The 20944-nt window shown below is 49.4% G+C and carries 18 protein-coding genes and 1 other annotated feature; of the genes, 13 read left to right on the top strand and 5 right to left on the bottom strand.

Going from position 1 to position 20944, the window contains the following annotated elements; translation table 11 throughout:
* Nucleotides 1-15 precede the first annotated feature (15 nt).
* Both AC27IB_RS07605 and AC27IB_RS07600 read left to right on the top strand, forming a co-directional pair.
* On the top strand, nucleotides 16-522 hold the full coding sequence (locus AC27IB_RS07605; protein WP_487120039.1) for a DUF2937 family protein: 507 nt from the start codon (nucleotides 16-18) through the stop codon (nucleotides 520-522).
* Between the two features lie 154 nt (nucleotides 523-676).
* Complete coding sequence (locus AC27IB_RS07600; protein ID WP_487120037.1) at nucleotides 677-964, top strand: hypothetical protein; 288 nt, start codon at nucleotides 677-679, stop codon at nucleotides 962-964.
* On the opposite strand, the gene AC27IB_RS07595 is transcribed toward AC27IB_RS07600, so the two are convergent.
* Together AC27IB_RS07595 and AC27IB_RS07590 are read right to left on the bottom strand one after the other, a co-directional pair.
* On the bottom strand, nucleotides 932-2107 hold the full coding sequence (locus AC27IB_RS07595; RefSeq protein ID WP_487120035.1) for a GNAT family N-acetyltransferase/peptidase C39 family protein: 1176 nt from the start codon (nucleotides 2105-2107) through the stop codon (nucleotides 932-934). The two genes, AC27IB_RS07600 and AC27IB_RS07595, sit on opposite strands and share 33 nt — an antisense overlap.
* A complete protein-coding gene (locus AC27IB_RS07590) occupies nucleotides 2104-3555 on the bottom strand; it encodes a RimK family protein (RefSeq protein ID WP_487120033.1) in 1452 nt (483 codons plus the stop codon). The genes AC27IB_RS07595 and AC27IB_RS07590 overlap by 4 nt, the downstream gene beginning before the upstream one ends.
* 245 nt (nucleotides 3556-3800) lie before the next feature.
* Between AC27IB_RS07590 and AC27IB_RS07585 the strand changes: the two genes are divergently transcribed.
* Nucleotides 3801-4775: a calcium/sodium antiporter gene (locus AC27IB_RS07585; RefSeq protein WP_487120031.1), complete on the top strand. Its 975-nt coding sequence runs from the start codon at nucleotides 3801-3803 to the stop codon at nucleotides 4773-4775.
* Nucleotides 4776-4798: 23 nt separating this feature from the next.
* Here AC27IB_RS07585 and AC27IB_RS07580 read toward each other — a convergent pair whose 3' ends face one another.
* The gene (locus AC27IB_RS07580) at nucleotides 4799-5188 is read right to left on the bottom strand and encodes a hypothetical protein (RefSeq protein ID WP_487120029.1); all 390 of its coding nucleotides are present in this window, start codon (nucleotides 5186-5188) and stop codon (nucleotides 4799-4801) included.
* A 241-nt stretch (nucleotides 5189-5429) separates the two neighbouring features.
* On the opposite strand from AC27IB_RS07580, the gene asnS reads away from it, so the two are divergent.
* The 8 genes from asnS (at nucleotide 5430) to AC27IB_RS07540 (ending at nucleotide 16453) form a co-directional block, all read left to right on the top strand.
* On the top strand, nucleotides 5430-6827 hold the full coding sequence (asnS, locus tag AC27IB_RS07575) for an asparagine--tRNA ligase (RefSeq protein WP_296052110.1): 1398 nt from the start codon (nucleotides 5430-5432) through the stop codon (nucleotides 6825-6827).
* A gap of 241 nt (nucleotides 6828-7068) precedes the next feature.
* Nucleotides 7069-8079: a paraquat-inducible protein A gene (locus AC27IB_RS07570; protein ID WP_487120027.1), complete on the top strand. Its 1011-nt coding sequence runs from the start codon at nucleotides 7069-7071 to the stop codon at nucleotides 8077-8079.
* Nucleotides 8076-9719, top strand: coding sequence for an intermembrane transport protein PqiB (pqiB, locus tag AC27IB_RS07565; protein WP_487120025.1), 1644 nt, complete (start codon nucleotides 8076-8078; stop codon nucleotides 9717-9719). Before AC27IB_RS07570 ends, pqiB begins: the two co-directional genes overlap by 4 nt.
* A complete protein-coding gene (locus AC27IB_RS07560; RefSeq protein WP_487120023.1) occupies nucleotides 9716-10297 on the top strand; it encodes a PqiC family protein in 582 nt (193 codons plus the stop codon). Before pqiB ends, AC27IB_RS07560 begins: the two co-directional genes overlap by 4 nt.
* Nucleotides 10281-11408, top strand: coding sequence for a GGDEF domain-containing protein (locus tag AC27IB_RS07555; protein WP_487120021.1), 1128 nt, complete (start codon nucleotides 10281-10283; stop codon nucleotides 11406-11408). The genes AC27IB_RS07560 and AC27IB_RS07555 overlap by 17 nt, the downstream gene beginning before the upstream one ends.
* 126 nt (nucleotides 11409-11534) lie before the next feature.
* On the top strand, nucleotides 11535-12689 hold the full coding sequence (locus AC27IB_RS07550; RefSeq protein ID WP_487120019.1) for an efflux RND transporter periplasmic adaptor subunit: 1155 nt from the start codon (nucleotides 11535-11537) through the stop codon (nucleotides 12687-12689).
* A gap of 18 nt (nucleotides 12690-12707) precedes the next feature.
* Nucleotides 12708-15851 carry an efflux RND transporter permease subunit gene (locus AC27IB_RS07545; protein WP_487120017.1) on the top strand — a complete coding sequence of 1048 codons (3144 nt, stop codon included), beginning with the start codon at nucleotides 12708-12710 and terminating at the stop codon, nucleotides 15849-15851.
* Between the two features lie 119 nt (nucleotides 15852-15970).
* On the top strand, nucleotides 15971-16453 hold the full coding sequence (locus AC27IB_RS07540; RefSeq protein WP_487120015.1) for a GNAT family N-acetyltransferase: 483 nt from the start codon (nucleotides 15971-15973) through the stop codon (nucleotides 16451-16453).
* Nucleotides 16454-16459: 6 nt separating this feature from the next.
* On the opposite strand, the gene AC27IB_RS07535 is transcribed toward AC27IB_RS07540, so the two are convergent.
* Nucleotides 16460-16885: a CBS domain-containing protein gene (locus AC27IB_RS07535; RefSeq protein WP_487120013.1), complete on the bottom strand. Its 426-nt coding sequence runs from the start codon at nucleotides 16883-16885 to the stop codon at nucleotides 16460-16462.
* A 129-nt stretch (nucleotides 16886-17014) separates the two neighbouring features.
* Here AC27IB_RS07535 and AC27IB_RS07530 point away from each other — a divergent pair, with 129 nt between their 5' ends.
* Nucleotides 17015-19315 carry an efflux RND transporter permease subunit gene (locus AC27IB_RS07530; RefSeq protein WP_487120011.1) on the top strand — a complete coding sequence of 767 codons (2301 nt, stop codon included), beginning with the start codon at nucleotides 17015-17017 and terminating at the stop codon, nucleotides 19313-19315.
* On the opposite strand, the gene AC27IB_RS07525 is transcribed toward AC27IB_RS07530, so the two are convergent.
* Nucleotides 19306-19659 (bottom strand): hypothetical protein, encoded by a 354-nt coding sequence (locus tag AC27IB_RS07525; protein ID WP_487120009.1) that lies wholly within the window; start codon nucleotides 19657-19659, stop codon nucleotides 19306-19308. The two genes, AC27IB_RS07530 and AC27IB_RS07525, sit on opposite strands and share 10 nt — an antisense overlap.
* A 217-nt stretch (nucleotides 19660-19876) precedes the next feature.
* Nucleotides 19877-19996, top strand: a sequence feature (His leader region).
* 41 nt (nucleotides 19997-20037) lie between these two features.
* Between AC27IB_RS07525 and hisG the strand changes: the two genes are divergently transcribed.
* The gene (gene hisG, locus AC27IB_RS07520) at nucleotides 20038-20943 is read left to right on the top strand and encodes an ATP phosphoribosyltransferase (RefSeq protein WP_487120007.1); all 906 of its coding nucleotides are present in this window, start codon (nucleotides 20038-20040) and stop codon (nucleotides 20941-20943) included.
* Nucleotide 20944 lies beyond the last annotated feature (1 nt).

The raw sequence follows: 20944 nt of genomic DNA, 5'->3' as shown, positions 1-20944 counted from the left end.
CAGTAAATGATAATCATGCGATTAATTGACAAGGTATGGTTTGCTGCGCTGCTTATTCTGATGTTACAGGTACCCATCGTCACCGACCATTATCTGCAGTATCTCAATGGCTATGTCGACGCCACACAGGCCGAAGTCGACCACTATCAACAACTCGCCGATACCTATGACTATGCCAGTGTCAGCGCCATGCTCATCGCGCTCAAAGCCAATGAAGACCCGCTGGTGAGAGATGATGCAGTACACAAACAAACGGTATTACAAGCCCATAAAGATGCTCAGCAAGCGTTACAAACCTTGCGAACCAGTAATTATTTCGAACAATTCTGGTATTTTGCCCAGCCGGTTCAGTACCCGCGCTTGAGCCAGGTGCTCACCTTTTATCAGCCTTCCCTGCCGCTACAACCTCAGGCTATCGGCTCTGCACTGGCCACTTCTCTCACCCTGTATTTATTGCTTTGGCTGCCAGTAGCCTGGCTGCGAAACCGTCGCAAAAAGCAACGTCAGGTCTTCAGCCACTAAATTTTTTTATTAACGGCTGCACAATAGGTATCAAATTTGCTACCTAATCATCATGGTAAACACCTTTTACTTACGTTTTATCGATTAATATTTACTCAATATCGCGAAACGCCCCACTTTCTCGGGCCATGCGATTGAAGTGAGGAAAACAACCATGACAGATACACCTAAAAATCATACATTGCTTACTGGCCAGCTGTTGCAAATCAGAGACAAATTGATGGCCAAGCGCCACCTTATTCCGGCCTCTGTTCAGGCGGAATGGGACTCTCTGGCCGAGCAAACTGAAATGTTCGACCCGGCCAATCAGGGCCAGTTAAGCCATGCAGGTAATGAAATGGTTACCAAGCACTCGGCGTTTAAAGGCACGGTCAATGATCTGCTGAAACTGGTTGAGGCTATGCGTAATCTAAACCGCCAGATCAAAATCACTGCACATTAAGTCGCCAGTCCCCAGTTCCGGGGACCGCCGCCGTAACACGATAGCGGCCTGAACCCGACGCTTGCCATAGCTTGTCATGCGCTGGAAGTCTTCCCTGGCAATGGGCACATGCTGGTAGTCAAGGATCCGGGAAACCGCAGTATCGGTATCCGGGTCCGGATCGTGGATATACACGCAATGTTCATCGGTACCGGTAATCACTACCCAGTGAGGTGCTTTTGAGCGATCCAGCCGGTAAGTACTGATAAGGCACATTAACGCACTGTGCGGCGCGTTAGCTTCGTTATCGAGAATATCCAGCCAGTTACTGTAAAACACCGGCACCTGGCGGGCTTCGGCTTCAATTGAAAATTGCTCTTCTACGGCCATAAGAGTCTGTCGTTTGTGCTCGTTACGCACCCCATCCACAAACAATGGGCCTTCATGGCTTAAATAGACTTTCACGTCGAATCCTCGCTCCATGGCCGACATCGCCAGTCCCAGCGGATGCGTACCCGCAGGGCCACTGGTCATGTAAACGGTATTCGATTCACGCCAGATAGCAAATTCTTCAGTCTGCGATAACCTGACCGTCGGATCAATCATTGCCATTGCCATCATCAGGCTGGCCGGCCCACAGGTGAATGCCGTGGATTGCTGATACCACGGGCATAACCTGTGCTGAATATCCGGGGTATCGAGAGGCAGTGCTTTTTGCATACGGATCGCGGTTGCGTCATCCTCATAGTAATGTGGGGTGATGGCAAACGACTCAAACCCCAGACGGGTATACAGCCGAATGGCGGACTCATTGTGCTCCGCCACTTCCAGGCGCATGTACCGCTTGCCACGCTTACTGGCACGCTTTTCCAGATAACCAATAATGGCTTCTGCCATGCCTTGCCCACGCGCTTGTGGCGCCACGGCGAGTGAGTATAAGCGGGTCAGCAATGTTCCCCGGCGAACTAACAGCAGGCCATAGCCCTGCAGTTCGCCACCAGCATCAGCCACCACCATTTCGGCATTAGTGCTGTGCAGGTAATGACGGAAACTGCGCCGACTGAGTCGGTCGGCGCTAAAACAGCCGTTTTCCAGCGCCAATAGTGCCGTTAGATCACTGTTTTGCGCAGGTCGTAACAACCAGCAAGGTGTCACCGGGTTCATTCCTGACGCCCCCGGCGTTCCAGGCGACTGACAAACTCCTGCATAATGAGCAGGTAGAGTTCGTTGCCCAGATACTTATCTTCAATCCCGGCATCAATATTGGGGTTATCATTCACTTCAATCACGTAAACTTTGTTACCGCGCTGCTTTAAATCAACACCGTACAAGCCTTTTCCCGCCACATCTGCGGCGGCAATGGCCGCTTTTAGAACCTGTTTGGGCACTTCAAAAGTCGGCATGGTTACAAAGTCGCCCGAATCAGACTTACCGTCTGCATGGTTGTAAATTTGCCAGTGATTGCGAGCCATAAAGTACTTGCAGGCATAAATGGGCCGGCCGCCAAGCATGCCGATACGCCAGTCGAATTCGGTAAAAATGTATTCCTGAGCCAGGACTAATGCGGAAGCTTCAAGCATCATACTGAGCTTTTCCTGTAAGGCTTCACGGGTCTCGACTTTATAAACGCCTTTGGAAAAAGAGCTCTCCGGTAATTTCAGTATAATCGGCAGCTGCAAGGCGTCTATCAGCGCTTCGCAGGTGGATAATTCCGCATCTGTCACAAACTGACTTTTCGGCGCCGGTACCTTGTGATAGCTAAAGGCATCCTGCAGGAAAATTTTGTTACAACAGCGCAGTATGGACTGACTGTCATCCATCACCACCACCCCTTCTCGTTCTGCCGCACGCGCTAACCGGTAGGTCTGATGGTCAATCGCTGTGGTTTCCCGGATAAACAAGGCATCGTACTGTGCCACATCACCAATGGTTTCAGCGGTAACCACCTCGGCATGAAAGCCTGCCTTTGCTGCCGCTTTCACAAACTGTGCAATGGCTTTTTTATCACTGGGCGGCGTTGATTCTTCAGGGTCAACCAAAATAGCCATATCCCAGCGCGATTGTTTGCTTTTCGCAGAGGTACGCCACTGCTGCCGGGTAAACTGACCAAGCCGCTCAATAAAAGCGCTTTGCAGCGCATCGGGGATGGCATTAAATCCAACCGACACACAGGAAACCGTTGCCTGTTCCTGACGCACGGTCAGTTTTAACAGGGGGCTCGGATAGCGGCCAAATGCCGAAGCAGCAATGCGTTTCAGACGACTGTCTTCGGTTTTACCAAAGCACACAAAAAACTCACCGCCAAGGCTGTCGATAATCGCCTTCTCCTGCGGTTTAATGACCAGCGACTGTCCTTCTTGTCCGGCTTTCACCAAACGCAAATCGTTAATCGTATTCACACTGGGAATGACCCGGTGCTGTCTGGCCTCAGCCAACAATGAACAATAGTAACCGTTACTCAGGTATTGCTCTGTATCACATAGGTTAATAACCCGTGTTTTCGGTTCGTTCCACTTGGGATAATCCGACAGGTATTGTTCGAAACTGAGCACCGTTAATGAAGGGACGTCCAGGTCGATGTGTTGATTGGCCACAATCAGAGTGTGATGCATGAAAAGTTATCTGTCCTTACAGCTACGCCGGAAAAGACCTGGCCCTATTGCCAGAATGTCTCCTGCGTTAAGTTATTGCTCTATATTACTGGTAAGCGGTCGAGCGGAATAACGGATAATTTTTATCGTTACGACCTGTTTTGTTTCTGCTGCGACCGATGTATTTGCATTGTGAAAGGGTTATGCTCTATTCTGCGCCTACCCCGGCACCATTGGTTGGTGCGCAGGCTGCTCAAGGAGATTATATGTTGTTAGCGAGTGTCGCTATTATCATCGGGTTACCACTATTGTTATGGAGTGCGGATAAGTTTGTCGGCGGTGCTGCTACTGTTGCGAAGCATTTTGGTCTGTCACCCATCCTTATCGGTATGTTGATCATTGGATTTGGTACTTCAGCCCCCGAGATAATCGTCTCTATTATCGCTGCGATGGAACAAAGCTCAGGCATCGCTTTGGGTAACGCCTATGGCTCGAATATCGCCAACATAGCCCTGATTCTGGGTATCACTGCGCTGATCAGCCCGATCGCCGTACGCTCAGAAATTATTCGTAAAGAACTCCCCATCATGCTCGGCCTGACATTTTTCGCGGCCTGGCAGGTACTGGATTTACAGGTGTCCAAAGATGACGCATTTTCCTTACTTGGATTGTTTATCTTATTGATTTCCTGGAGTATCTGGACAGGTATGCGCGGCGATAAAGATGCCCTGGCTGAAGAATACAATGAAGAGCTCAATCAGGCCGAGACTAACCTTAAGAAAGAAACCCTGTGGCTTATTATTGGACTCGTCATCCTGGTCGCCAGTTCTCGTTTGCTGGTATGGGGCGCAGTAGAAGTAGCCACTTTCTTCGGCGTCAGCGACGTCGTGATCGGTTTAACCATTATTGCCATAGGCACTTCATTACCTGAACTCGCTTCTTCCCTGGCAGCGGTGAAAAAAGGCGAACACGACCTGGCCCTGGGCAATGTGATTGGCTCCAACATGTTTAATACGCTGGCAGTGGTCGGGATAGCCGGTGTTATTCACCCCATGGAAGTAAGCTCTGACTTTTTGTATCGCGACGTGCTGTTTATGTTGGTCGCCTCAGTGGCGCTGTTTATTTTCTGTATCGGTCTGAAAGGCCCTGGACGCCTAAACCGACTGGAAGGTGGCGTGTTTGTTGCGGCTTACGTGGGCTATACCTGGTATTTAATCAATAGCAGCTTTATCGGCGGCTAGGTAATATTGCGGGCAGCGCTGACTTATGACAGCGCTGCAGCATTAAGAGTAACCAGGCTCAGTGAGCTGATCCCGGCCAGAATAAATAAATTAACGCCATAACGGTCGCTTTTGCGGCGGTTGCGGCGTGAACGCAGAAACATGGTTAGCAAACTGGTTACCAAACAACCCTGCAATAACATGATGAGCGCATCGATATATTGAGGCGCCCAACTGGTACGCCCTTCAATCCCCCAGAATTGCTGCACACCAGAAACCATCTCAGGCCGGGCAAAATGAAACAGAATTAAACAAATCACCAGTGAAAGCCAGGCGAGCGAATTGAGGGTGACTACAACCCGGTAATAGGTATCCTGTTCACGCGATTTTTTTCTGCGCTCCTGACCAAATTTTTGTACTTGCCTGGTTGTCATTTATCTTTGTATCGCTAGTATCCGCAAAGCGAATAAGTATACTAGCGCCTGGTTGGCTAAAGTCATTACTACACTGCTTAATAATCAGGCAGCAGTCGGGCTAAAAGCGGTGTTTTTACCGCTCTTACACCTAATATCGGCCAAGACGCCATTTTGTTTAATGAATCTGGATGCAATCACGCTTAGCCTATGCGATGATTTGCGATTATATAAAGACACACTTTTATTGGAGAAAGTAACCATGACACACGCCCCCGTAGTTGACGTACTGGCTGGTAAGTACGCGGTTGGCGAATCGGTAACGGTAAAGGGCTGGGTTCGCACACGACGCGACTCTAAAGCGGGCCTTTCATTTATTGCTTTGCATGACGGCAGTTGTTTCGATCCTGTTCAGGTGATAGCGCTCAATACTTTACCCAATTATGCTGATATTCAACGCTTAACGGCAGGCTGTTCACTGGTTGTTACTGCCAGTGTGAAAGCGTCAGAAGGTAAAGGCCAGGCGCTGGAACTGGATGCTACAGACGTGGCAGTCGTGGGCTGGGTTGAAAACCCGGATACCTATCCAATGGCGGCAAAGCGCCACTCTATTGAGTATCTGCGTGAACACGCCCATTTACGTGCCCGTACCAATGTGATTGGCGCCGTAACCCGGATCCGCAACTGTTTGTCGCAGGCGATCCATCGCTTCTTCCACGAGCAGGGTTACTTCTGGATAAGCACGCCGATAATCACTGCCAGCGATACCGAAGGCGCCGGTGAACTGTTCCGCGTATCAACGCTGGATATGATGAACGTGCCTAAAACCGAAAAAGGCGATGTGGATTATAGCGAAGACTTTTTTGGCCGCGAAGCTTACCTGACAGTATCTGGTCAGTTAAACGGTGAGACTTACGCCTGTGCCATGTCTAAAATCTATACCTTTGGGCCGACATTCCGGGCGGAGAACAGCAACACCTCCCGCCACCTGGCTGAATTCTGGATGATTGAACCAGAAGTGGCTTTTGCCGACTTAGGTGATATTGCCCAGCTCTCAGAAGACATGCTCAAATATGTCTGCAAAGCCGTTCTCGAAGAGCGTGCCGACGACATGGCATTCTTCGCCCAGCGCATCAACAAAGACGCCATTAGTCGTCTGGAAAAGCTCATCAGCAGCGATTTTGTTCGCATGGATTATACCGATGCCATTACGATTCTGGAAAACTGCGGTAAAGATTTCGAATTCCCGGTGAGCTGGGGGATTGATTTATCCAGTGAGCACGAACGTTATCTGGCAGAAGAACATGTTGGTGCCCCCATCATCATGCAAAACTACCCGAAAGACATTAAAGCCTTTTACATGCGCTTAAATGATGACGGTAAAACCGTGGCAGCGATGGATGTGCTGGCCCCTGGCATCGGCGAAATCATTGGTGGTTCACAGCGTGAAGAACGACTCGACGTATTCGATACACGCCTGGCCGAAATGGGCCTGAGCAAAGAAGACTACGGCTGGTACCGCGATTTACGCCGTTACGGCACGGTGCCCCATTCTGGCTTTGGCTTAGGGTTTGAACGTCTGGTTGCCTATGTGACCGGTATGCAAAACGTCCGCGACGTCATCCCCTTCCCGCGTACACCGGGTAACGCCAGCTACTGAGTTTTATCCCATTTTGCGATACCAACGGGGCTCATAATGAGCCCCGTTGTATTTTAAGTCGGTAGGGTTTAGGTTAAGCTAACTAAAACCCTTTTCGACGCCAGTGATGTCAGCGCCTCCTCTTTGTAATATCACCTGCCCTCAGTGCGAAGCCAATGTCAACGTACCGGCTTTGCAAAACAAACAGCGTGCTGTGTGTCCGCGCTGTGGCTACACGCTTAGCATTTATCATCGGAATGATATGCCTGCGTCGCTGGCTCTTTCCCTGTCTGCGATGATTTTTTTGTTGCTGTCGTTGCCCTTTAATTTTCTCTCTTTCAGGGCCAATGGCCAGCAAAACAGCATCGATTTACCGGGCGGACTGAATGTACTGGTTGAGCAGGATTACCTCACCCTGGCAGTGATCACCGGCATGGCTACCCTGGTGTTACCCGGGCTGGTTTTAACCGGGTTAATTATTCTGCTTACCTGCCGGCTGCTCGGTACGCCGAGCCCCTGGATGAAAACCCTGTTGCGCTGGGTTGAATGGCTGATGCCCTGGAGCATGGCTGAAATCTTCCTGCTTGGTACCCTGGTCAGCCTGATAAAAATTACCTCACTGGCGGATATTGCCATTGGTTTATCATTTTATGCCTTTGTCCTGTTCAGCGTATCCATGAGCGCGGCCTTGTTTTATTTTGATGATACCCGCCTGAAACTCTGGTTACATAATGGTGAACTCCCTGAAGTCACCCCCTTAACGCCGCAGGTGGCAAGTCTAAGCATTCAGCGTACCTGGGCGTTGCTGTTTACCGCGTTAATCCTGTATATTCCAGCTAACGCACTACCGATAATGAGCACGGAGCTGTTTGGCAACTCTGAGCCCAACACCATTATGGGCGGAGTAATATCGTTATGGCAGTCGGGTTCATATCCGGTCGCCCTCGTGATATTTGTTGCCAGTATTGTGATCCCGGTGGCTAAACTGGTGGTGCTAGCCAGACTGACCTATGCGGTACAATTTAAAGAACTGATAAACCCCGGCAGGCAGATCCGCTACTACCGGTTTATTGAATTTATCGGCCGCTGGTCAATGATTGATGTATTTGTGGTGGCCATTCTGGTGGCGCTCATTCAGCTGGGCAGTACCCTGGCGATTCACCCCGGCCCCGCAGCGCTGGCTTTTTGTGCGCTGGTATTTATTACCATGCTGGCCGCGATGACTTTTGACTCCCGCTTAATCTGGCAGCAAAGGAAAGACTCAGATTTATGACCGATGATGCAGCAGTAAAACCAACAACGCGAATCTCCAAAGTCTGGGTAATTCCCATCATTGCGTTACTGATTGGCGCGTGGATGGTGTATTACCAATGGCAAAACCAGGGCCCGCTAATCACCATAGATATGAGTTCAGCCAGTGGTATTGAAGTCAATAAAACGCCCATTAAAATTCGCGACCTGGATGTCGGGCAGGTAAAGAAAATTGAGCTCAAGCCCGAGCTTGACGGCGTTACCGTGACCGCCCGGCTGGAAAAGAGCGCCGCCCGTCTGCTTAATGAAAACACCCGCTTCTGGGTAGTGGCGCCACGAGTGTCTTTTTCTGAAGTCTCCGGGCTCAATACGCTGCTTTCCGGTAGTTTTATAGCCATGACAGCTGAAACCGGCCAAACCGAACAGGATCATTTTACCGCTCTGGAACGTCCGCCGGTTACGCCGCCGGGTACCCCCGGCTTACATGTAGAGCTAAGCAGCGATACGGATGATTTAACCTATAAACCGGGTGATACCATCATTTACAAGGGGTTTAAGGTCGGCGAATTTGAAGAGGTCCACTTTGATGTTGAGCTGGGGCGCATTACCTACCGGGCATTTATCCACGCGCCTTATCACAAGTTAATTGATGAAAATACGCGATTCTGGAACGTCAGTGGCGTGAAACTGCAACTGGCTTCTAACGGCCTTACCATTCAAACCGGCAGCCTGGAAACCTTACTGGCTAACGGGGTGACCTTTGGCAACCCACAAGGCGACACCAAAGGCAATCCGATAGATAATAACGCCAAATTTGTTATTTACGGCGACTATAACGCCGCAGCCGATGAGCGGTTTCGTTACGCCGCTCAGTATGTCCTGCTGATAGACGAAAGTGTGCGCGGACTCACCGTGGGAGCGCCGGTAGAATATCGCGGCTTGCAGATTGGTAAAGTGGCAGCCATTAATGACAATAACGTCGACATTGGCAGCCTGCTGGACGATGAATATCCAATCCCGGTGCTCATCAATATTTATCCGGGCAAAGCACGACTGGAAGATAGCAAAGAGGGGCTCGCGTTCCTGCGAGACAGACTGGGACGCTGGATACGTAAAGACCTGCGCGCTACCCTACGCATGGGCAACTTTATTACCGGCGGGTTATTTGTGGATCTGCAGCACGTCGATCAGCCGGTCACGGCTTCCCTGTTATCGGTTAACGATATGGACGTTATTCCCACTGTATCCAGTGAGTTTACTCAGCTCACTCAAAAAGCCGATGCCATCTTGGACAAAATCAATGCACTGCCGCTGGAAACACTGATTGCAGACATTACCACAGTCATCGGCACTCTCAAGGAAGCCGCCGAGTCAGTCAATGAAACCAGCGATAACTTTGACGAAACCATCGCTGCACTCGATACCGAACAGCTAAACACCCAGATACAGCATAGTTTGCAAGCGTTTGAGGGGCTCCTTCAGCACTACTCAGAAGGCGGATTAAGTAAAGCGGAAATCGCCAATACCGTTGACTCACTGCAAGAGACTCTCAGGGCCATTCAACCGCTGCTTATGCAACTCAATAAAACCCCAAATGGCCTGATTTTTTCAGATAATGCCGAGATTGATATTCAGCCCCGGGCTCAGGAGCAAGACCAATGAAGAAGTGGATAGCCGGTATCGCAGTGCTATGGTTGGCGGGCTGCAGCAGTAAACCGATTGGCTTAAACTATTACCTGCTGCATAAACCCACCCAGGTGATGGCACAATCCAGCGCCGATATTAGCGACCAGCCCAGCCTGTTTTTACGCTCGCTGACGGCACCGGATTACCTAAAACAACGCAACCTAAGTTTGCAGCTCAGTGACAGCGAAATCCATTTCGCGCCTAAACACGTCTGGGCCGAGCCCTTTGACCGCGATTTTAAGATGGCATTGAGTGAATCACTGTCAGCAAACCACCAAATGCGTCTTCGAGTGCAAAGCAAGTGGACAAATCCTGCCCAACCAGAGTACATTTTAGACATACAGCTGGACGACTTTATTCCTACTTTCGATGGCAGGTTGGTCCTGAAAGGAAAATTCCGGCTGGCAACGGACGGAGCGGAACCGCAGATTGTTCAGTTTAATTATGGGTTACCTCTCAACAAGGATGGTTTTGCTTTTTCAGTGTCGCAAATGCGATTGCTGATCGATGAATTAACCAACGATGTTGTAACCAGAGTTGAAACAAACAGATAATCCCTACACCTTTATAACACAGCTGTTTAACGGCCTGATTTCCAGTGGCTGTCGCAGCGATCACGATGAAGACACAAACCGCAAAATAGTCGTTATCAACCTGTTTGCTATTGTGGGCATGTCTATCACGCTGGTACTGGGCATCAAAGCCGTGTTCAACGAACAGCTTACCCTGGGCATTGTGTTACTGTCATCGGCGACCCTGTTTGGCCTCTGTAAAGGGGTTTTGCTGCACAGTAAGTTAAAAAACAATCATATTATAGCCCCTACCCTGCTGGTACTCTGCCTGCTTAGCCTGATGCTGTACCTGGTTATATTCGGTGGCGTGGCTGGCACCGGCCCGCTATGGATTTTTGTGCTGCCCCCGGTCGCCATGTTTTTTGCCGGAGTATTCTGGGGGGTTATTACTGTTGGCATGTTTATCGCGCTGTGCGCGGTCATTCTGTTTACCCCCGGTGATGCGCTGCTGATCGCCAGTTATACCCACGAATTTAAAGTGCGTTTGTTGTTGTCTTTCGCCACCGTGACCTTTTTATCGGCCTTTTACGAGCATAGCCGGCAAACCAGCTTCATCATCATTCGCGATATCAGTGAAAAATTTGAACGACAGGCGTTATATGACGCCCTGACCAATCTGCCTAACCGGCGCGGCATTCAGAAGTTTATTGATCATGAGATAAACCGCGCTAAACGGCAGCAGGAACAGCTTACTCTTATTCTGTGTGATATCGACCGTTTTAAACAGGTTAATGATAACTACGGCCATGATGGTGGAGACATCGCCCTTAAGCACGTTGCTGATCTGTTTAAGGAGGTCATCAGGGAACAGGATGGCGTGGCGCGCTGGGGCGGCGAAGAATTTCTGTTTGTCCTGCCTACCACCAATGAGAGCAATGGCGTGGTGCTGGCCGAGAAAATCCGTGAAACACTCCAGGCCACGCCGGTAGAAATCAAAAACACCTCACTGACAATCACCGCCAGCTTTGGTGTGGCGCAGATCAACCTGGCGAATGGTCTGAACAGTGCCCTTTCACTGGCAGACAAGGCACTTTACCGGGCCAAAGAAAAGGGTCGCAATAAGGTCCTAAGTACGTCATCATTAACACCTTAAAACGATAGGCTTTCGCAGCATCACTTTTTAATAGTTCGTTACAATTATAAAGCGATCCGATAGATGTCATCGCTCATAATATAAATCTAAAGAAAAGCGTATCCAGGGTCAAAGGAAGTACAAAATATGAAGTTGTTAAGAGTCATCTTACCAATAGCCATCATTGTTCTGGGGATTGGAGCAATGAAGACTGTTACCGCACTAGGTGACACCACAGAAGAAAATGAATCGGTCGATACCCGGCCAACCGTTCAGATTACCCAGTTAAAGCCAGAATCCTTTGCCATTAATATTGAAGCTTTCGGCGAACTTGCGCCATTAGAAAGCACCCGCCTGGCGGCCCAGGTGAGCGGAGAAGTGGTTGAATGGAATCCAAAGTTCGTTGCCGGCGGCATTGTTAAGCGTGGCGAAATGCTGTTCTCGATTGAAAAAGATGCGTACACCGCGGCCCTGCTACAAGCGGAGTCGGCACTGGCCAATGCTCAGGCAGCGCTTATAGAAGAAAAAGCGCTGGCCAATGTCGCCGAGCGTGAAGCCGCCACCTTACCCAATTCAAGAGTAACCGATTTATACTTGCGTAAACCACAGATTTTATCTGCTGAAGCAGCCGTTAAGGCCGCCCAGGCACAAATGAAAATTGCTAAGCGTGACCTCGCCAACACTGAGGTGGTTGCGCCTTATGATGCTTTGATTGTTAGTCGCTCTATTGGTAAAGGGGATTTTCTGACCGTGGGAACCACTGCGGCCACGTTATACAATGTGGAAGTGGGCGAAGTGACCTTTCCTCTGGCCCGATTCGACCAGGCCTTCCTGCCTGAAACCGTTAATGGTATTGAAGCAACAGTCTCCTTGCTTAACGGCACCACTGACGAAATTAAACGCTCTGCCACCATTGTTCGCGACTCAGGCATTTACGACAGCGCGACCCGTATGACCCACCTGGTGGCCAGAATAAATGACCCTTATGGTTTAACAACCGGGCAGCCGGTGCTGCGTTTTGGTGCTTACACCAAAGTGGCTTTTACCGGTAAAACTATTGATAACGTCTACCGTATTCCCCAGGAACTGATCACCCGTCGCCAGCTCTGGATCCTTGATGACGCTGATAAACTGGTAGCCAAGCCGGTTGAAGTGGTGCGTGAAGTAGGCAGCGAGTTTTTAATTCGGGTCGATATTACTGCTAATGACCGGATTGTCATGACATTACCGGAATACCCGCAAAACGGTATGGCCGTTAAGGTCATTGAAGGTGCCGATAAACTCGTCGCAAAACAACCATAATTAACGGAAACCACCGCAATGTCAGATCCATTAAACCCTCAAACCGGGCTTATTTCGTGGTTTGCCCGTAATTCGGTTGCTGCAAACCTGCTGATGATATTCATCCTGATAATGGGTGCCTTTGGTTATAAAACCATTCAGCGTCAGATGTTTCCGAATATCGAGAGAAACTATATTAATATTTCGGCGCAATACCGCGGTGCGTCCCCCCAGGAAATTGAAGAAAGTATCCTGATTAAAATAGAAGAAAGCCTGAAAGACGTTAGCGAAATTAAACGCACCGTGTCCCGTGCATTCAGAAACAGCGGCCGGGTGTCGCTGGAGATCGATAAAGACGAAGAACTGACCGATGTGCTCGATAAGGTAAAGCTGCGCGTTGACAGTATTGCCACCTTCCCGGCCGATATGGAGCCGGTCACCATTTCTCAGGCTGAGTTTCAGCAGCAGGTGTACCAAATGGCCCTGGTGGGCGATATTCCTCTGGAGGAATTAAAGCCTATCGCTAGGGAAATTGAGGATGACTTACTCCAGTTAAGTAACGTCTCTCTTGCCAATGCCCGGGTGCCAACCGATGAAATTGCCATCGAGATTAAGCCCGAACTGTTGCGCATGTACAACCTGACGATTTCAGACGTCACCAATGCCATTAATCAGTACTCTGCCAACATTTCAGCCGGTCAATTACGTACTGACGCAGGCCTGGTCTCGGTACGTTTTGAAAGTCAGTTTTATGATGGCCAAGAGTTTGCCAGCATCCCGGTTAAGATTGGCTCTGATGGCGCGAAGGTCGTGCTCTCTGATATTGCCGATATTAAAGATGGCTTTACCGAAGGTGAGCGTTACTTCCGTTACTCGGGGCAAAATGCGGTATTGATTGCAGTAGACGCAACTAAATCGCAGAGCATGGTGCCGATTGCTGAAACGGTAAAAGACTTCATGGCATTTAAAAACACGGAGCTGCCAGCCGGTTTAGAGCTGAAAGAGCTGGTCGACATGACCTACTACTTAAATGCTCGTCTTAACATGATGCTCAACAACCTGTTTCAGGGCTCGCTACTGGTTGCTCTGATGCTGACAATCTTTCTGCGCTTCCGCCTGGCTTTCTGGGTTATGGTAGGGCTACCGCTGTGTTTCTTGGGCGCAGTTATGCTAATGCCTGTGTTTGGCGTAAGTGTGAATATTCTGTCGTTATTCGCCTTTATCATGGTACTGGGTATTGTGGTGGATGATGCCATCGTAATAGGAGAAAGTGCCTACACCGAAATAGAACAACGGGGGCCTGGGGTAGAAAACGTTATCCGCGGTGCCAAGCGTGTAGCAACGCCAGCGACCTTTGGTGTACTTACCACCATTGCCGTGTTTGCCCCATTTACCCTTAGTAGCGGTCCCGAAGGGGAATTCTTTTACAATATCGCCATTGTAGTGATTTTGTGCCTGGCCTTTAGCCTGATTGAATCCAAACTGATCCTGCCTGCGCACATTGCCAACATAAAATTCAGCAAGGTAAAACCTGACGGTTGGCGCGCTCGCTTCAATGCGCGGTTCAACCAGTTTGTAAATGGCCCGTACCGTCGCACTGTCGAAAAAGCCGTACATTGGCGCTGGGCCGTGCTGGCCGGGTTTGTTGCCATGCTAATGCTTAGCTGGGGTCTGGTTGCCGGTAATCATGTACGCATTATACCTCAGCCTAAGGTGCCTCATGACTTCCCCAGCATCGGCATTGAGATGAACGAAAATGTGTCGGATATGGCGACCATTGAAGCATTAAAAACTATTGAGTCGGTGATCTGGAAAATTGAAGAAGACACCATCAAGGAATATGGGTCGGGCATGATCCGTGATCTGCTCGCGTTTAACGAATCCCGTACCGAAGCACGGTTGGTTATTCCTCTGGTCGATGAGGACGCACGTCACTTTAATACCTTTGAACTGGCACGTAAGTGGCGTGAACAAATCCCCGAAATCGCCGGTATGAAGAGCTTTAGTATTGAAGACGATGTTAACGGTGGCGGCGATAACGGCGAGTTTGGTTACCTGCTGTATGGTGCCGACATTAAGTCGCTGAACGAAGCGGGATTGCGCTTTATTCAGATGTTGCAACAGGAAAAAGGCCTCTACGATGTGAGTTCCACCATTGACCCGGCCAGTAAAGAAGTGCGCATGGAACTATTACCTGCTGCTTATGAACTGGGTCTTACCCTGCGCAGTATTGCCAATCAGGTTGGCCTGAGTTTCTACGGTGGCGAAGCCCAACGGGTGATTCGCGACGGTGAGGAAGTCAGGGTAATGGTGCGCTATCCGCGCCTGACCAGAGAACGCTTTTCCGACCTCAAGTACACCGTAATTACCACCCCCGAGGGTGACGAGGTAATGTTAGGTGATGTGGTGACCCTCAGCGAAGAGCCGGGCATCAGTTATATTCGTCGTGAAGAGGGCTACCGCTCGGTTTATGTGTGGGGTGCTATCGACGAAGAGCAGGTTGAACCCAACGAAGTGGTGGCCAGTATTGATGAAAAGCTGCTCCCCCAGCTGTTTGAAGAGTTCCCCAATGTACAAACCCAACTGGGCGGCGACATTGAAGAACAACAGGCACAGCAGGATGAACAAATCATGTTCTTCGTAGCAGCCATGATCATGGTTTACATCTTACTGGCGGTGCCGCTGAAGAGTTACGGCCAGCCGCTAATCATTATGTCGGTTATCCCCTTTAGTCTGACCGGTGCCATCTGGGCGCATTATCTGCTTAGCCTCGACCTGAGTATGATGTCGACCTTCGGCTTAATTGCTGCAGCCGGAGTGGTTATCAATGACTCACTGGTAATGACCGATTACATAAACCAGAAGCGTCTGGAAGGTTACTCTATTCTACAAGCCGTTCAGGAAGCGGGCTGTGCTCGCTTCAGAGCAATTACTCTGACTTCGATTACCACTTTTGCCGGGGTTATGCCGATACTGTTTGAAACCAGTCTGCAGGCTAAGTTTGTTATTCCCATGGCAGCAGCATTAGGCTCAGCCGTATTGTATGCCACGCTTGTCACCTTGTTGCTGGTACCTTGTCTGTATTTGATTTTGCAGGACTTAACTACCCTGTTCGGCAAATTCTTTGGCTTGTTTCCACTGCTTAAGAACAAGTTGATGGGGAAATCCCCGCAGCTTTCCTAATACGGTAAACCACAGGTAGTCCGGCGGTGCAAACCGTGCTACCTGTGGCCTTTTCAGATACACTTCGCCACCTTTAAAAACGAATAATACTTAGCTATTGTTGCGACGGAGGAGAACTCATGGCCATCACCATCAGACCCGCTCAAAAATCAGATACCGACACCATCTTACATTTCATCAAAGAACTGGCTATTTACGAAAAGGCTGAGCACGAAGCCAAAGCCACTCCCGAGCATATTCACAATACCCTGTTTTGCGAAACACCTCATGCCCATGGCTTGATCTGTGAACATGAAGGCCAGCCCATCGGCTTTGCCATCTACTTTTTCAGTTATTCGACCTGGCAGGGTCAGTATGGGATTTATCTTGAAGATCTCTATGTTTCACCACAGAGCAGAGGCCTTGGCGCAGGCAAGCAACTGCTGACTCATCTGGCCGGCATTGCGGTAGAGAAAGACTGTGGCCGTTTTGAATGGAGCGTACTGGACTGGAACCAGCCGGCCATTGATTTTTATGAATCGCTTGGCGCTAAACCTCAGGGCGAATGGATCCGCTACCGTTTAGATGGCGAAGCCCTTAAGACCCTTGGCAGTCAGGCCTGATCGATATCACTCTGCCCGGCGCTTCTCCACCGAAGCGCCAAAATAGCGGAAGATGTCCCGCCAGCTAACAATACCAACCGGCTTTCCGGTCTCATCAATAACCGGCAGACAAGAAATTTTATGACGGTTAAATAAGCCGATGGCACTGACCATGGTGTCGGTCACTTTAAGGGTAATCACGTCCCGGGTCATAATTTGATGCACTTTACGCTCCAGAGTCGCCCGGTCGCGGATACGTTCGCTAATGCTGTTAAGGAACGGACTGATCGCTTTTAAATAATCCCGGTCTGATAACACGCCCACCAGCTTTTCATTTTCAACCACCAGCAAATGATGAAAGCCACTGGCCTCAAATATCTCTTTAACCACAGCCAGCGAATCGTCCATTTGAACGGTGACAATGCGATGGGTCATAACACTGGGTATACTCATTTCTTACAGCTCCGCGAATGGCAACAATAAACGCTTAAAAGACTCTGTTTCATCAGTGGAAATCTCCACATTACCGTGTAATAGTAGTTTATAAAGTCAATGACAATATAACAATTCGAAGGACGTCAAATGACCACGCGCCAATATCCGCGACTCCTTAACCATCCTTATCTGATTATTCTGTTCAGCAGTATACTGATTGTCGCACTGGCAGCCGGCGCTCAGAACCTGTATTTCCGCGGTGACTATAAGACCTTCTTTCGCGAAGACAATCCGCAACGGGTTGCCTTTGAAGAAATGCAGGACATGTTTAATAAAACCGAATCGGTAAATATTCTGGTAGTACCGGATTCTGGCAACGTATTTAATACCACTACCCTGAATTTAATTCAGTCTCTTACTGAAGAAGCCTGGCAAACGCCCTACTCAATCCGCGTCAATTCCATCACCAACTTTCAGCATACCTACGCCGAAGGTGACGATTTAATTGTGGATAAACTCTATCCGGACTGGCAAACCCTGACGCCGGAAGTGATAGCTAATATTGAACAGGTCGCTCTGAGCGAACCCGATGTCCTTAATCGTCTGGTTTCCCCGGATGGTGAAGTTGCGGTCATCAGTATTACGGTAAGGATGAGTGATGGCGATCAAACCCCCGAAGTGGCCGAAATTGGCGACTTTGTTAAAAACATAAAAGCCAGAGTGGCTGGGGAATACCCGGATCACACCCTGTATTTAACCGGCGTGGTGATGCTTAATGACGCCTTCCAGATAGCGGCCAATGACGATGCGGCCACCCTGGTACCCGCCATGTTTGCCGCTATCATCGTGATGATTGGCGTATTGATGCGTTCGGTTTTTGCCGCCATAACAACTCTGGTCATTGTGGCCACCACAATAGCCTCGACCATGGGTTTTGCTGGCTGGAGCGGGTTCTTTTTGAGTGTTTCAACAGTGAATGTACCGACCATGGTAATGACACTGGCAGTGGCTGACTGCGTGCACGTAATTGCATCCTGGTTTCAGCATATGCGTGAAGGTGAAAGCCGCGATGAAGCCTTACACAACGCGCTGGCCTTAAACTTTATGCCGATTGTGATTACCTCGGTGACCACTTCTATTGGTTTCTTAACCCTGAATTTTTCCGATGTGCCGATTCTGGTCGACCTGGGTAATCTTACTGCAATGGGCGTAATGCTTGCCTGTGTGCTGTCACTGACCCTGTTGCCCGCCATGCTCAAAGTATTGCCAATTAAACCGCCCCAACAAACCAGCACCAAACCACTGCCGTGGCTAACTCAGCTGGGAGAATGGGTGATCACCTATCATCGCCGTGTATTACCTTATAGCGCCATCATTTTTGTTACAGCTCTGATTCTGGCTTCAACCAATCAACTGAATGACATCGCAATTAAATACTTTAGCCAGGACAACTCCTTTCGTCAGGCAGCGGACTATCAGTCGGATCACCTGAGTGGTCTGGCGACCATCGATTTTGCCGTCTATACCGATGAAATATCCGGTATTAACCAACCGGAAGTATTAACATCGGTGCAGGCGCTAACGGCGTGGTTAAGAGCACAACCTGAGGTCGACCATGTTTCCTCAATCAGTGACACTTATAAAAAGCTCAATAAAAACATGAATTATGATGATAATACCTATTATCAGTTACCGCTTGATGCCGAACTGGCCGCACAGTATTTATTGTTATTTGAAATGTCGCTGCCCTATGGTCTTGATTTGAATAATCAGATAGACGTCGACAAAGCTGCTACCCGCATTAGCGTCACCCTCGATAACCTTGGTAGCAAAGAGCTCACGGCATTCGAACAACGGGCCAAAGATTTCTTTGCCAAACTGGCCCCTCAGCTGAGGTTAACCGCGGCGAGTCCGGCCCTGATGTTTGCTCACATTGGCGAAACCAATATGCAGAGTATGCTGAAAGGCTCCCTCACTGCGCTGGTGATCATTTCGGCACTGCTCATATTCGCATTAAAGTCACTTAAACTTGGTGCCATCAGTCTGGTACCAAATCTATTACCGGCCGGTCTGGGCTTTGGCATCTGGGCCATGCTGTCTGGTGAGATTAATATGGCACTTTCTGTAGTGCTGAGTATGACACTGGGGATCATCGTCGATGATACGGTGCATTTCTTATCGAAGTATAAGAAAGCCCGGGAGCAGGGTAAGACCGCCGAAGAAGCGGTGAGATATGCTTATAAAACCATTGGTCAGGCGCTTATTGTAACCACCACAGTACTGACCGTCGGCTTTGGTATTCTTAGTCTGTCCAGTTTTGCGCTGAATTCAGATATGGGCCTGCTAACGGCCATTATTCTGGTAGGTGCGCTGGTCATTGATTTACTGTTTCTGCCTGCGTTTTTACTCTGGCTGGATACCGACCGAACGGCTAAAATTCACTCGTAGATATCAATGTGCGGTGCATCAGGATCATGATGATGCTCCGGCGTTTCACCGTGACTGTCGTAAAGCAGCTCTTCCTCGTCATCTTTTTCTGGCGCTGCTGACTGCTCATCAGATTGCTGATCAGGCTGCTGTCTGGCAGCGTTCTGCTCTTGCTGCGGCGCTTTTTCATGGACTTTATACTGCTCTTGCTCGCTGATCAGACGCTCTTCGTCGTGCGTCTCTTTTTCGTCTTCAGAGAGGTTTTTAGCGCGCGTTTCTTTACTGACGCGCTTAACCTTCTCATCCACCACTACCGGCACCTTGCCTTCCCGTGGCAATATTGAAAACAATAGATCGTTACTCACAACTGCCTCCCCACTTTTGCCCTAATTATACGCCTTAATGTATATTTATTCACCAGATTAGATTATTCATTCCAAACTTACAGGTCTTATAACGATTAGTTAGAGTATATTTGCCCGCAAAAGTTGCAAAACGCTTGCAATGACTGCGCGTCTTGGCTATTGTTTGCGCGTCTAAATTATTGAACCAAATTTTATACATGATTAAACGCGCCGCCATTCATCACCACCATCATAAAGCATAACCTTTCAGGTTTGTGCTGGAAGGTTGTTGTTCTCCTTCCAGTGGCGCAGATACCAAATATCGACCCCCGGAAGGAAACTTCCGGGGGTTTTTCGTTAATGGCGCACAAATTCAGGACTAATTAGAGGACCATCACCATGAGTGATAACAGCAGCAGACTGCGAATTGCAATTCAAAAATCCGGTCGCTTGAGCGACGACAGCATTGCACTTCTTAAAGCTATAGGCATCAAACTTAACATTCGCGATCGCCTGCTGATTGCCCATTCTACCAACGAAAATATCGACCTGCTGCGAGTCCGCGACGATGATATTCCGGGCCTGGTTATGGACGGTGTAGTGGATATGGGCTTTATCGGTGAAAACGAGCTGGAAGAAAAAATGCTTGAGCGCCAGGCCGCGGGCAAACCAGCCGACTTCGAAGTGCTGCGTCGCCTTGATTACGGCGGTTGCCGTTTATCCCTCGCCGTGCCTACCGAGATGGACTATACCGGCGCAGCGTCTCTGGCCGGCAAAAAGGTAGCGACTACCTATCCCTATTTACTCGAGCGTTATTTCAAAGAGCAAAGCATTAACGCCAAAGCGGTCATGCTGACCGGTTCCGTAGAAGTAGCGCCTCGTGCTGGGGTTGCTGATGCCATTTGCGATTTGGTGTCTACCGGTGCCACCCTGGAGGCCAATGGTTTGCAGGAAGAAGAAGTCATTTTCCGCTCAAAAGCGGTTTTGATTCAACGTGCAGACGGCGAACTGACCGAAGAAAAAGCCGCCCTGATTAACCGCTTGGTACCGCGTATTGACGGTGTCATTCAGGCCAAAGAAAGCAAATACATTATGCTTCACGCACCCAAAGCCTACCTGGAACAGGTTAAAAGTTTATTACCCGGCGCTGAAAACCCAACGGTACTGCCACTGGCAGGTAGCGACGACACCGTAGCTATTCATGTGGTCAGCCCGGAAAACCTGTTCTGGGAAACCATGGAAAAACTTAAGGCGCTGGGTTGCAGCTCAATCCTGGTTATGCCAATCGAAAAAATGATGGGTTAAT

The organism is Alteromonas sp. 4NH20-0104, from assembly GCF_057547795.1.
This window is presented reverse-complemented; position numbering and strand designations above follow the sequence as displayed.